Consider the following 13,824-nt stretch of genomic DNA (forward strand, 5'->3'; position numbering starts at 1 on the left):
CCACTTAATCACTTGTTGGGCAATCAAATTATGATTAAATGGATTCAATCCATTCATTCTATTCATCAATCTTATTCATTCGAGGCAATTTCATATTCAAATTGAGAAATGATTCCTGTACCTGTCACCACCCGATTAGACCAGAAGATAAAGAAAAGCCTTTTTTTATCGTCGAAGAACAGGATGATTATAGGGACCACGAGAAGAAAAAGTACTACTTTTTTTTGTACCTCATATGCCCTTTTACATTGAAAACAAAAGGTAAAGTGACTTAAAAACTATTTATTTTTAAGAATTTTATTAGGTTACGTAAATTCTTCAAAATACTTTTAAAATATAGTAAATATCCTTTTTTCTTTATTTTAATAGGTTAATATTTAAATAGAATAAACCTATTGATGGACTAGGGAAAGGAGAATTTTTATGTTAAATTCACAAAAAGGAAAACTGAAACTAAGAATCAAACTAAAATGTTTGACTGCCGCCGCTGCACTGGGAATGGCTCTGACTGCTGTAAGTCCTACTACCTCTGCATTCGCAAAAAGTGAAGAAAAACCAAAAATCGAAATCGGAATTGTTCCAGATGCGCAATACTGCGACTGTGATGTGAACGGTGTTCGCTTCTACCGCAACTCTTTGGACAAGCTTATGGAGGCTGCAAAAACCTTTAACCAAGAAGACGTTGATTTTACTGTTCAAACGGGTGATTTAATTGACCGAGATCTTCCCAGCTTTTCAACCGTTCTACCATTCTACAATATGATTGAAGGTCCGAAATATCATGTTCTGGGTAACCATGACTTTCCTGTAACATCAGACAAAGTAGTAGATATTCTCGATATGCCGAATCAATATTATGATATCAAATATAAGAATTGGCGCTTTGTCTTCCTTGATACCAATGATCTTAGTCTTTACGCTAATCCAGTCGGATCAGAGAAATATCAACAAGCCCAAACCATGTACAATACTTTAAATAACAATAATGAAATCAATGCGCAAACATGGAACGGTGGAGTAAGCGATGAACAGTTAACATGGCTCCGCGGTGTCCTGAAAAAAGCGGCTCAAACCAATGAAAAAGTCGTTGTCTTCTCGCATATGCCTGTTTACCCTGCAAATGAACATAATGTTTGGAATGACGATGCGGTAATGGCAGAACTTGAAGCTGCTGGTAATGTCGTTGCTTACATTAATGGACATAATCATGCAGGAAATTATGGAGTAAAAAATGGCATCCACTATGTAAACCTTAAGGGTATGGTGGATACCGCAGATACCAATTCATACTCCATTCTTCGTATATACAAAGATCGCCTAGAAATTGATGGTTTTGGACGCGAAACTGATCGTATTCTAACAATCCAATAAAAACGTAGGGACGGTTCCGGTTTGCAATGCAAACGAACCGTCCCTACGTTTTATCGAATCACTCCTGTCGTTATTAAGAAAGGGACTTCTATTAAATGCTAACATAAATGGTGCAGCTAATATTTTAAGAAAAGTAGTGCTACAGGCATTTGCCAATGGCATAGCGGCTGTGTGTTCCCAGCCTCAAGTGGTCATGTGCATTAGAGCCAACCCTGAAACTCGTGACTTAGTCATGAGAGGTTCATACTACCGTCAGCACTCCACACATGTGGAGTGTGTAGCACAGCTTGTAAGGAATTAACACTAAAGAGTCGTATTCATTGAAGGAATCGGCTCTTTTTACTATCTAATAATATTTTTGTGGAACAAGATTATTCGGGTTGTGACAGGCACCGAAAAACTATGTTTTTGCATATTTTAAGATGTAAAGAGAACTTCTATAAAAAAATATCTTTTTAAAAAAATTCAAACTTCAAAACCTTGAATAATCAATGTTTTGAAGCATTATACTTTCGGATTTTAGATATTTTAATAGCCGATTAAAAGTTATAATATTCGGTTTTTTAAGGGATCTATAATAAAAGACCATAACTTCCTATTCTATAAGTATGTTATGGTTTCATGTTACATATTTAATTTTGCATACTGTCTAAGAAATTCATAGAAATTATAGGTATCTAACTCACTTAATTCGGTAACTTCATAGTATTTTAAACCTTTCTCTTCATAAGAGATTTCATCTAATATTTGATCTTCATATATTACATCGATTAGTTCTGAACAACTTCTATGGGGTGTGATGGACATGGAAGAAGAGAAGCGAATATGTGGTTTAATCATCAAGAGTATATGACAACAAATCATCCTACAAACATTAAATGAATTATTGTTTAGGAAGTTGGTTTGCTTTAAGTATTTGGAAGAATTAAACTAAATGAAGCTTGTATACAGCATTTTGCAAATATTTCACAAATAAAATTGAGTTTAGTGATAAAATAACAATTGGTTATAACTATTATTTATGACCTTTTCGATTTAATATTTTAGGGGGAAGAAGAAAATGAGGTTTATTGTTAATAAATTATTATTAATTGGATTGTTAGGGTTAATGCTAGGTGCTTGTTCTGCAGCAACCAATACGGAAGAAAGTTCAGAGAATACAACAGAAGTGACCGTAGTAGAAACTGCAGAAGCAATTGAAGAAACTGAAGAAAGAAGTATTGTAGCCGATGAAATTACAACAACCTTCTATCCAGAAGTAACTAGATTAAGACATCTTACCGAAGAAGACCTTGAGTGGTACGATATAATTATGACAAGATTAAATGCTATAGATGATTTTTCAGGTGATCGAGAGACTGTATACGAGATAGCTGAAGAATACGGAGAAGATCCTGAAGAGCTGTGGTTTAATTGGTTAGAGATTGTTGACGCAAAATGGTACGGTGATAATGGGAATTATGCTATTTTGCCAGAGGCTTATCAAAATTTAACTAGTGAAATTCTTGAAAAAAACATCGTAGGAGAAAATATAGAACATATTAGCGGTGGGTCTGAATTAGACGAGGAAAATTTAACTACTTCTGTATATCAGAAGCTACATGTAGATGGAGAACCTCACGAAATTTCTTACGTAATTGAACACAGAGATAATTTTAATATTGCTGAAATAATTGAGTTCAGTATTGACGGGGAAAAGATAGATTTTTAAATATATTATGTTCAGTTACATTCCTTGTAACTATTTCGAGCTTTAAAAACCTCATTTAGACATAGTGTGGAGAACCGTATCATAAATAGATTCAGTTTTATATAAAATGGGCTGATTGTACATATTAGCAAAATGAGTTTTTTTGAGATGAAAAATGGAAGAGAACTGATAGGTATCTAGCTCCAAGGGCGCTATCAGTTCAAGATCACAAGCCAGCTAAAAGGTCACAAAGAACGACCTCTTAGCTGGCTTGAACTTGTGCTTTTCATATTTCTTTGTAGTGGGAGGGAGGCACCGAGATGATAAATAAGACCGCTTATGCTGAACATGTGTACTTAACCAGTGGGGAATATAGTTATCTCCTTGATAAGTTTGGAGAGTATGAGTTAAATAGAAAAATAGAAAAATTGAACCAGTCAAAAGTTCAAAATCCCAAAAGAATCAATAGCATCAAATCGGATTATCATGCTTTGATTAGTATTGGAATGCAAACCGTTCAACCCATTCGTGACCGATACTTAATTGAAGCCATGAAGGAGGAATTACGGAAAACGTCCGAACGAAATTATTTTTTATTTGTATTGGGGATTAATACAGGGCTTAGAATAAGCGACTTACTTCCGCTTAGAGTGATAGATGTTCGTGGAAACACTCATATTGTGATAAAGGAAACCATAACAAGAAAAAGCAAAAGGTTTCTACTTAATGCTGAATTAAGAGGAATTATCGCGGATTACATACAAGGAAAAGAAGATGAGGATTATCTTTTTCCTTCCCATAAAACCGGCCTTCCGATCCAAAGGGTACAAGCATACAAAATATTAAGCACTGCTGCAAATCGAGTAGGCATTAAAGATTTTTGAACGCACAGTATGAGAAAAACATTCGGTTACTTTCATTATATTATGATTAAAAGTGTGGCTTTATTGCAGCACATCTTTAATCATACATCTCCAGATATTACTTTGAGATATATCGGGATTAATCAAGATATTGTGGACCAAATTTTAGAACATTTCAGCTTATAATGAGATGATGTTACAATAAAAAATCCAAGCGAAAGGGGGATGCGAAGGTGAAATTAATTAAAAGCAGAAGAAAAACGGAAGTCGATTATATATGTGAAGATATAAGTACGGATTATATAAAGCCTTGTTGGTTCCATATTAAAGACGAACAAAATCAAGATTTAGGGACCTTAACCGGCTATACCTTTAATATTCCCTTGATTATTAATGACCTGTTAACCAAAAAAGAATCTTTACTCGAATTTGATAGCATCTCTCATTTATGTATGTGTTTATGGGATGTATTAGAAAAACAAGTGGATCCCCTTAAAGACCAGGTGGGTGACTTATATTTCTTAAATAACCTTTATTTAGAAGAATATGATGAAACGATTGAAAAAGACATTTTAGCTCTATTAAAGGATAAATATGAAATGATTGTTTATTCTTTGGGTCAAGTGGAATTATTCGACACTAATGATATAACTAGGCCAGAAGGATATTTTACATCCCGAAAGGATATGTTGTTAGACATGGGGTGGGAAAATAATAATCCTTATGGTTTCTTCGTATACAGAGGAGCCACAATTGAACAACAACCCGCTTCAAGACAAGACGAAGAAATAGAGGAAGTGGGATATGCAACACCAGTAGAAGATTGGGTTATCAGAAAAGGACTCAAATGGCTCCAGTCTTTATGGGATGGCATCATAAAGCAATCAAGTTTTTCAGAGCATTTTGAACGTATAACTAATCTTCAAGATACAGGGATGGATGGCGTTCACTTTTTAAAGATACTTAAAGTGAAGGATTATAAACAGTTTGATCCGCTAGATGATTATATAGGCGAAGCACCTGTTTATGCTCCTATCCTTAGATCAGAGGCTTTATATATCACGTATAAAAGGAAAAAATACATGATTTCCTTCTCGCAAGACATATGGGATGGAAATATGGTTGAAAACATATCTATTGGTCGTTATGACGAACTATTTAAGGGATATGTCTTTGGTCAAGGTTTCTTCGACTTGGATGCTACAGGTTGGATGGATGAAATCATCAGCGATCTTTTTAATCGGATTTATTTACAATACAAAGCTGAAAGCCAGTCTATGAATAATCAAGAATCATTATTTGCTTTAGCCTTAAAAGGGCCAGTTCTTATCCATAATAACCAACCAAAAAAGTAATTGTAATTCACTTAATTTCAATAAAGTTGCAAAATACCCTTTTAGCTGGTTTGCTAACAGGGTATTTTTATAATAAGCAACATTTATTAAAAAATTCCGATATTTTCATGAAGTTTCAGGACCAACTGCTAGATTAAAGGTATAGCGTAAAGGAGTGAAATTCATGATAGAGCAAATCGAATGTAAATCATTTCTAAAAATTATGCAAAAAATGTTCTTCAATAAGGAAGAACATTTTTTTTAGTCCATTCAGATAAATTATTAACGATCATTAAAATTAACGAGAAAAAGATGCATTCTTTTTAGACTATCCCTTGTATAAATTTTATAATTAAGAAAAGAGGGAGTCTTCAGGAGGGGAAATTAGTGAGATTTGCTGCTTTTATTGATTATATAAATCAGGGTAGAAAGAGAAAAAATACCTTTAATAATATTAAAGAAGAATTTATAGAAAAAGGTTATGAAAACTTTTTGTTTTTAACGTACTCAGAAGAACAAGAAATAACATCAGATGTTGAGAAGAAATGAAAGAAATGAAAAGTCCAAAAGTACCTGATTTATTATTACCGATTATCCAGGCCATTGAAGAAATATCTGTATTAACATTAATTTGCATATGCATAATATTCTTTCACCTCAAGAATATTATCCATTAACTTATCAAAGCTGTACATCATTAAACAATCATTTCTGTACATCCTTAAGTTAGCATTTATATTTGTGTTTTATTTAAAGTTGACTGATATTTATTGGAGTGAGGTGTACCACAAGTGATTGGATAACAAAATAACATACGAATATTAAATAATAAAATATAAAAGTTTGATTTGCTATTATTAAAAGAAATTGTAAAACGTCCTTATTTTTATAAGCACATAAAAATGATTACAAAGAGGGTACATATATGGAGAGTAAAAGCGATAATAAAAAGAAAAAGACTTCTTTTTTTACGAAACTTGGAAATGATGTTGATAGGATAGAAAATGAGCACCCGAAAAGAATAGAACTATTATTACTGTGTTTTTTTGTAATATTTACAGCTTTAATAGTTTCTATTCACCATATACCCATTTACTATGGTCCATTTGAACCTGTTTGGTTGTACAATTTATTATTATCTTTAGTTATAACTGATAGTTTTTTAGGTAATATAACTTCAATTATGTTTGGAGTTACTTCTGGAATTCTTTCTCTAATGGGTCTCGTTGCAATATTCGTATCATTAAATAGTCAACATAAAATTCAAAAATGTAGAGAGATATATTGGGAGATAATAGAAATACAAGGTAACTACGATTTAAACATATATGAGATATCTGAGAAAATGACAAATAAGATATGGTTATACTCAAAGGTATTTAATTCTGAAGAGAAATTTATCAAATATGTAATATGGGTATCTCAATTCACTATAGTTCTCGTAATTCTTTTATGGTCATTAATCGTTGCATTTATTGATGGAACTTATCTTGAAAATACACTTATTTGGATATCATACATTTCAGGGACAATTATCTTATTGCTGTTTTTTAACATTTTAGGAAAACTAAAAAGAGGAACACACATTGGAGAATTACCTGAGGTGAATGATATTTTAGATATATCAAAAGAAGGTGAGCATGGAATTAGGTCTATATTTTTAGCGGTTAATAATTTTGAATTTTATGCACGGTTACTATGGGAATATAGTGATGTTCTACAATATCAACCTTACGATCTAGAATATGAAATAGGAGTGGATACAAGATTACCTTTGTCTGGATTCCGTCTTTATATAGAAGAGATTAAGGAATCTGAGGAGGGGTTCTTGTTAAGTGAGATTTACGAAGATGAACTGTATATTGATTTGCCTAGTAAGGGGAATGAGAAAAATGTTACTGAATGGATTAACAAGAATTCAGTTAATGAATCATACGTAATAAAAGAATTAACTGAAAGTGTTGATTATGATGAATGGGGAGAATTAGGAGATATAAAAACCATTCCTAGTAAACTACCAGAAAAATTGATAATTACATGTGTTCTAACTCCAATTAATAACCTTCCTGTATTGAAGAAAAGTTACTTTAGTAAAGATTATAAAAGCTTTAGTGTCTATAATGACAAGCAAATATTAAAATTAAAGTTTACAGTTTATGTTGATGAAATTAGAGGGAACTCCTACTTTTCATCATTAACTGACATAGTAGAATATGATATAAGAGGAAGAATACAAAAAGATAGGCGTAAGTATAAAACAAAATGGGATGAGTTGAACGAGGAAGAATATAAAAATAGTGACATATTTACAGGCGTATACTAATAAACTATAGATTTCTGTGCCTGTCATCACCCGAGATTTAGCGAACGAATGTTATTGACATTATATGATGTTTTGTCTTTGATTAAGTCTGAAGGCCACTGTTCCAGTAGCTGAGGGATGTTTTAGGAACATAGTTTAGTTTGATTAAAAAAGCCATCATGAAATAGATGGATTAAATCTAGAGTAGGATAGATCCTTACATTCCATGAATTAACTTTCATGCTTGCAGTTGTGCTTGTCAGTATCGACTATAGCAATATGTGAAACATTTAGTGAAACAAGATACTTCGGGGAGTGACAGGTATGCTTCCTTATATATCTGAACTGATTTCGAATAGTATTTGTGAGTCAAAGGGACAGGTCCATTGACTCACTGAGAAGTCAAAATATCAAAGACAAAATTGAGTCAAGGAACCTGTCCCCCTGACTCATCCCCCTGACTCAATGACTGCAACCACTCTATATCATTAAATAGGCTTCACGAACAAATAGTAATAAACAGTGATCTTATGGGATAATATCATAGAAAATGTAAATTTATTTTTTCATGATTAATCAGTTAGACTTGAATCTCACTAGGAGTGCAGGTTCAATTTTTAAAAACAAGTATCATCTTTTGGAGGTAGGAATGGAAACATCAATTATTCGTCATGTTGAAGCAGGAGTCGGGTGGTTAAAGTTAAACCGTCCCAAGGCCCTTAATGCCTTATCTGTAGAAATGGTAGATAGTCTTTATGAAATATTGGATACATGGAGAGCAGATTCCAACGTGTCCTTGATCATGATTTCGGGTGAAGGCACAAAAGGACTTTGTGCTGGTGGCGATATTCGTTTCCTTTATGAACAGAGGAACAATCAAGTAGAGAAACATGCAGAGCATTTCTTTACGACAGAATATCGGTTGGATTGGATGATCCATCAATATCCAAAACCCATTCTCGTGTATATGGATGGTATTGTCATGGGAGGTGGAGTAGGATTATCGGTCGGTGCAAGTGAAAGAATCGTTACTGAGAAGACCAAATGGGCCATGCCTGAAATGAATATTGGCTTTTTCCCAGATGTAGGAGCCAGTTATTTTCTAAATAGAATGCCTGGTCATATCGGACGTTATTTAGCACTTACAGCGGAAACCATCAATGCTGCAGATGCCCTGTATGTAGGTGCAGCCGATCGTTATATGGAAAGTTCGCAATGGGAAACATTTATAAACGAAGTTCAAAATAAAAACTGGAGCTTGCAAAATACGAAAAAACAACTTACTGAGTTACTAGATTCCATTTGTACGCCGCAACCATTAGATTCTTCTCTATCAGAATGGCAATCAAAGATCGACAAGCATTTTGCTTTTGACACGGTAGAGGAAATGATTCAATCATTGGGTCTTGCCGCTAATGCAGGGGATGAATGGTCGTTAAAAACAAAAAAGATAATTGAAGCTAAATCTCCAACTTCCTTAAAAGTAACATTAAGCCAAATGCAGAGGGGAGAATCCCAATCACTCCTTTCATGCTTTAATATGGAACTCGCATTAAGTATGAACTTTATGAAAAATCACGATTTCTATGAAGGAGTGCGGTCCGTATTAGTGGATAAGGATCGCAACCCACAATGGGACCCTAAAACTTTCGCCGAGGTAAGTCCAGAGGATGTTGAAAGCTATTTTCATCACACTATTAATGATTCACATCCTATCAAGTAAAAAGCTGTGGGTCAAAGGGACGGTACTGTGTCCCTGGCCGCGGCATTTCAAGCCGTAAATCTACACTACAGATAATTGCTGCACCCCTTAAACTCCCCATACTCCCTTTTCTTGTTATAAGTTTTCTTATACAGTCAGTTTCCTATTTCCTTAAACAATAGAAAACGATACTTTTAGTTAGATTTGGTGAAAATTGGGAAAACAAGGGAACCTTCCCCATGTTTCCCGGTAGTTTATTAGGTAAAAGGCTATTTCTAAATAACTAGTAAAAAATGCACTTAAAGTAACGGATGCATGATCCAGAACTTTATTATTATCGAAAGACTTAGGAGGATTTAACTACCTTTATATAGAATACCTTATATAGATAGATTAGTTTTAGATTACATGATATTGATTATTTTCAGAATACTTAGAAAACATTAAATCTATTAATTTTTATAGATTGTATAAAATAAAGGGGGGAAAGGCGATGAGAAAATGGGTTCTTCTTTTTGTTATGGTAATTTTGACGTTTCTTTGTGTAGGGATATCTTCCGTTTATGCAGCAGGAAGCCAACTCATTATCATTAATAAATCAAACAATCAGCTTGCTTATTATGAAAACAGTCAACTGAAAAAAGTGTTTTCAGTAGGGACAGGCAGAAGTCAATCACTAACTCCTGAAGGCACCTTTAAAATTGTGAACAAGATCAAGAATCGACCTTATTATTCAGGTAATATTCCAGGTGGAGACCCACGCAACCCTCTTGGTGACCGATGGCTTGGACTGAATGCAAATGGAACATGGGGAACAACCTATGCGATTCACGGTAACAACAACCCTAATTCAATCGGTGGATATGTGAGTAGCGGTTGTGTGCGAATGCATGACAGCGAGATAGAATGGCTGTTTAATCAAGTTCCTGTCAATACACCTGTTATTATCACGACTTCAGGAAACTCATTTGATGCAATCGCGGCTTCAAACGGATTTAAAGTAGAGGCTAGCCCCGTGTCTACTGTCGTAAATGGATCAATTCTTAAAAAAGGAAGTAGAGGTCCTGCTGTTAAGGAGATTCAGCAAACGCTTACTTCTTTGGGGTTTAGCACAAAGGGGATTGATGGAGTATTTGGTTCAAATACGGATCAGGCAGTTCGCCAATTTCAGAAGTCTCGAGGTCTAGTTGTAGATGGTATTGTTGGAAATGCAACGAAAAATGCACTTGGACAAACGACAACAACGAAGCCAACATCTCCTTCTCCATCCTCATCTCTAAATAAAAGCAGTATCCTTAAAAAAGGAAATAAAGGTGCTGCTGTTACAGAGCTTCAACGTCTCCTTACTGAAAAAGGATTTAATACAAAAGGGGTTGACGGAATATTTGGTTCAAGAACGGATCAGGCAGTCCGCCAATTCCAAAAGGCACGTGGTCTAGCTGTGGATGGTATTGTTGGTAACGCAACGAAAAAAGCACTTGGAAGTTAATGATAACTATATTTCTTCATTCTTAATAGAGTTTATGCAGTCCATCTAAAGCTTACTTATAGGCTTTAGATGGATGCTTTTTTAATAAAACAATGAGTTTTTTATATTGGGGATCAGTTTTAGTAAATTTATTTTTGAGCTAACCATTAGATTATTATGGTAAATTTTAACTTGTGAGAAGTTGTTTTATAGTTATTGAAAAGGGGATATCACAAATGTAAATTGGATAAAGGCACAGTGTCCCTAGCCCTGGTATTTCACCCCGTAAACCTACACTTCGGATAATTACTACACCCCTTAAACTCCCCATACTTTCCTTTTCTTGTTACAAGTTTTCCTCCACATTGAGGACAAATATCTGAAACAACCTTATGATTTTGCTTCTTTATATCTTGTTTAATGGTAGCGATATGTTCCTTCTTCTGAACCTTTTTCTCTTTTTTATCCTTTTTATAGGTGGACGAAAGCAATAGGTGAATTTTCTTTCTAGTAAAAGGAGAAAGCGTATATTCCTTAGGGGTATATTCAATTGTCATTATTAAATCACGCATTTTAATGACGTTCACCTGATGAAAGGGTTCGTTAAATTTTAACGTAGCTTGTCTACCGAATACGACCATCGAGTACATCGGAATGTCGCTAAAGGAATCACCAAGAAAATGACGCAGTTCTTTCATATGCCCGGAATTTTGCCAAATGGGATTGTAGAATTTTTCTTTCCGTTTATAAATAACTTGTGTCCAATATTTACTGTTTTGCGAACCAAAAATCCACCCATTGAAGTTCTTTGTTTCAATCACAAACAAGCCTTTATCGGAAATGAGAACATGATCAATTTGTGTGGTCGTCCCATTTTTTCGGGGAATATATAGATCATTAAGAAGAGTATAACGATCGGGATCTAATGAATGCAGGAGTTTAGAAACCTGCTTTTCTCCATATGAACCTTTTAAACTTGCAAAATTAAATCCAACCCAAAATGTAAGGATCATCATGAATAATAAAAATATCAATGAATAGAAAAGAAAATACATAGAGAATACCTCCTGTGTAAAAATACCTATTTTCAGAATAACACAATTTGGTATTTTAGGGTGGAGAATAGAAGAATCCGCCTTATTAATGATAAAGTAGTAAGAGTGAATATGTTCAAAAGGTGCTGAAGGGGGAATTCGCATGAAGAGAATAGATGAATATTTTGAAACTGCAATGGAAGCTTGGGATATGATGCAAAAGACTTCTGGTGCTGAAGGGGCGGAGTGGGCAGAAAGATTTGAACGTTACTTTTATGAATTCATCGATGAATTGAAAAAATGGTGGGAAACGCTTTCGCCAAAACCAACTTCTGTAGAGGATGCAGAGCAGTTGCCGGAGATACAGAAGTGGATGGAGCGAATCCCTGCACCTGTACAACTCAATTTTCTCATGGAATTAGAGGATATTTTGGATGGCGTTGAAACGAAGCGTTTTGATTGAAACTTTGGAATAGAGTTGGGGGCACAGGTCCATTGACTCACTCAGAAGTCGATGGACCTGACCACCTCCTGGTCCATTCATGGAACAAGAATTTCCAGGGAGGTCCGACTCAATCAAACGGGGAATCGCAGCACTTTTTCTGTATCCGGCGAAATTCTACCGCGATTATTTGCTAATCGCGTCATTTTTCTAGTTCAGAGGGACAGGTCCCATTACGAATGTACAGAACAAGCAAAGACAAAAATCTGTCCCCATCACTCATTCTCCATACCCCCATATTGATAAGGTACACCCATATGTTCTCTTAACGTCGTGCCTTCGTAATCCTCATGAAATAGTCCACGTTCTTGTAAAATCGGAATCACTCCATCAACGAAATCACGAATCCCATCAAAACTTACATCTGGTTGAATGGCAAACCCATCACACGCTCCGTTCACAAACCATTCTTCCATAAAATCAGCCACGTCTTCAGCTGTACCAACAATAACAGGGTGATAGTTAATAACCCCATGTGCCAATACATCCCTAATGGTCATGCCTGTCTTAACAAGTTCTAATGCTCGTGGGGAACGGGGATCATGTGGGTTCGCAAAAGCAGACTCGAGCATTTGCTCAGGAACCGGTTGATCAATTTGTTCGTATGATAAAGGTACCCCAATCATCGACCCCAAATAGTGAACCCTTCCTCTCAAATCTCCATGACGATCAAGTTGTCTTCGGCGTTCTAACGCTTCTTCTTTAGTAGTTGCAATGGATGGAATAATTCCCGGAAATACTTTTATTTCATTTGGGTCACGTCCGAATTTTTTGGCACCTTCCCGAAAAATCCTTCTGTATACAATTGCAGTCTCCATATCATACGGGTTGGTATAAAGACCATTGGCATAGCGACCAAGAATTTTAATCGTTTCTTCGGATCCTCCTGCTGTAAAAATAACAGGTTGACCTTGCTTTGAAGGTGGAATCGGTAAAGGGCCTCTTGACTGCACATAATTTCCAGCTAAGTTAACTGGTTGAATTTTGTCCATATCAGCAAATTTACCATTTTCAACATCAAGCAGCAGTGCATCTTCTTCCCAACTTCCCCATAACCCCTGAACAATTTGAATAAATTCATGGGCCTGTTCGTATCTTTCTTGGCGACTAGGTACTTTGTCTCCAAAATTCATAGCTGCCGTAGGGTTGGAAGTCGTAACAAAGTTTACCCCGATTCGACCATTACTAACAACATCCAATGCTTTAAGCTGACGTGCAACATTATATGGATGGTTGAAAGTAGTAGAGATGGTTGTAAGCAACCCAATTCGTTCGGTCTCTCTAGCCAATGCTGTCAATAAAACAATGGGATCCATCGGAGACTGAGGTGGTTGATTACTGATATCGCTCGTTAAAGCCGGTGTATCAGCGAAGAAAAGCATTTGTATTTTTCCTCGCTCTGCTATTTTTGCTAACTCAACCTGCACATCTATATTTGTATAAGCATCTGTAACGGCATTAGGCATACGCCAAGCACCTTGATCTAAACCATAACCTGAGCCCATTTGCATCACTAATTGCATTTTTCGTTTGTTATCCATCCTGTCTCTAACTCCCT

At 35.3% G+C, this 13,824-nt stretch carries 10 protein-coding genes and 1 pseudogene; 9 read left to right on the forward strand and 2 right to left on the reverse strand.

Going from position 1 to position 13,824, the window contains the following annotated elements:
- Positions 1 to 423: 423 nt before the first annotated feature.
- The 8 genes and pseudogenes from Q5760_RS10000 to Q5760_RS10035 all read left to right on the forward strand — a co-directional run bounded on the left by Q5760_RS10000 (position 424) and on the right by Q5760_RS10035 (position 10,751).
- The gene (locus Q5760_RS10000) at positions 424 to 1,371 is read left to right on the forward strand and encodes a metallophosphoesterase (RefSeq protein WP_428912037.1); all 948 of its coding nucleotides are present in this window, start codon (positions 424 to 426) and stop codon (positions 1,369 to 1,371) included.
- A gap of 1,060 nt (positions 1,372 to 2,431) precedes the next feature.
- Entirely contained in the window at positions 2,432 to 3,082 is a 651-nt protein-coding gene (locus tag Q5760_RS10005) for a hypothetical protein (protein WP_428912038.1), read from the forward strand.
- A gap of 485 nt (positions 3,083 to 3,567) precedes the next feature.
- Positions 3,568 to 4,110 (forward strand): annotated as a pseudogene (locus Q5760_RS10010) (tyrosine-type recombinase/integrase).
- A 47-nt stretch (positions 4,111 to 4,157) separates the two neighbouring features.
- Complete coding sequence (locus Q5760_RS10015; protein WP_428912039.1) at positions 4,158 to 5,279, forward strand: hypothetical protein; 1,122 nt, start codon at positions 4,158 to 4,160, stop codon at positions 5,277 to 5,279.
- Positions 5,280 to 5,645: 366 nt separating this feature from the next.
- Positions 5,646 to 5,807 carry a hypothetical protein gene (locus tag Q5760_RS10020; protein ID WP_428912040.1) on the forward strand — a complete coding sequence of 54 codons (162 nt, stop codon included), beginning with the start codon at positions 5,646 to 5,648 and terminating at the stop codon, positions 5,805 to 5,807.
- A gap of 376 nt (positions 5,808 to 6,183) precedes the next feature.
- Positions 6,184 to 7,581 carry a hypothetical protein gene (locus Q5760_RS10025; protein ID WP_428912041.1) on the forward strand — a complete coding sequence of 466 codons (1,398 nt, stop codon included), beginning with the start codon at positions 6,184 to 6,186 and terminating at the stop codon, positions 7,579 to 7,581.
- 640 nt (positions 7,582 to 8,221) lie between these two features.
- Positions 8,222 to 9,283 (forward strand): enoyl-CoA hydratase/isomerase family protein, encoded by a 1,062-nt coding sequence (locus tag Q5760_RS10030; RefSeq protein WP_428912541.1) that lies wholly within the window; start codon positions 8,222 to 8,224, stop codon positions 9,281 to 9,283.
- Positions 9,284 to 9,755: 472 nt separating this feature from the next.
- Positions 9,756 to 10,751, forward strand: coding sequence for a L,D-transpeptidase family protein (locus Q5760_RS10035; RefSeq protein ID WP_428912042.1), 996 nt, complete (start codon positions 9,756 to 9,758; stop codon positions 10,749 to 10,751).
- A 257-nt stretch (positions 10,752 to 11,008) separates the two neighbouring features.
- Here Q5760_RS10035 and Q5760_RS10040 read toward each other — a convergent pair whose 3' ends face one another.
- A complete protein-coding gene (locus Q5760_RS10040) occupies positions 11,009 to 11,785 on the reverse strand; it encodes an NERD domain-containing protein (RefSeq protein WP_428912043.1) in 777 nt (258 codons plus the stop codon).
- Positions 11,786 to 11,927: 142 nt separating this feature from the next.
- Between Q5760_RS10040 and Q5760_RS10045 the strand changes: the two genes are divergently transcribed.
- Positions 11,928 to 12,227 carry a hypothetical protein gene (locus Q5760_RS10045; RefSeq protein WP_428912044.1) on the forward strand — a complete coding sequence of 100 codons (300 nt, stop codon included), beginning with the start codon at positions 11,928 to 11,930 and terminating at the stop codon, positions 12,225 to 12,227.
- Positions 12,228 to 12,481: 254 nt separating this feature from the next.
- Here Q5760_RS10045 and Q5760_RS10050 read toward each other — a convergent pair whose 3' ends face one another.
- Complete coding sequence (locus Q5760_RS10050; protein ID WP_428912045.1) at positions 12,482 to 13,807, reverse strand: NtaA/DmoA family FMN-dependent monooxygenase; 1,326 nt, start codon at positions 13,805 to 13,807, stop codon at positions 12,482 to 12,484.
- Positions 13,808 to 13,824: the final 17 nt, after the last annotated feature.

The sequence above is a fragment of the Niallia sp. Kr1 genome (assembly GCF_050389805.1).
In the GTDB taxonomy this organism is placed as follows: Bacteria; Bacillota; Bacilli; order Bacillales; family Cytobacillaceae; genus Bacillus_BD.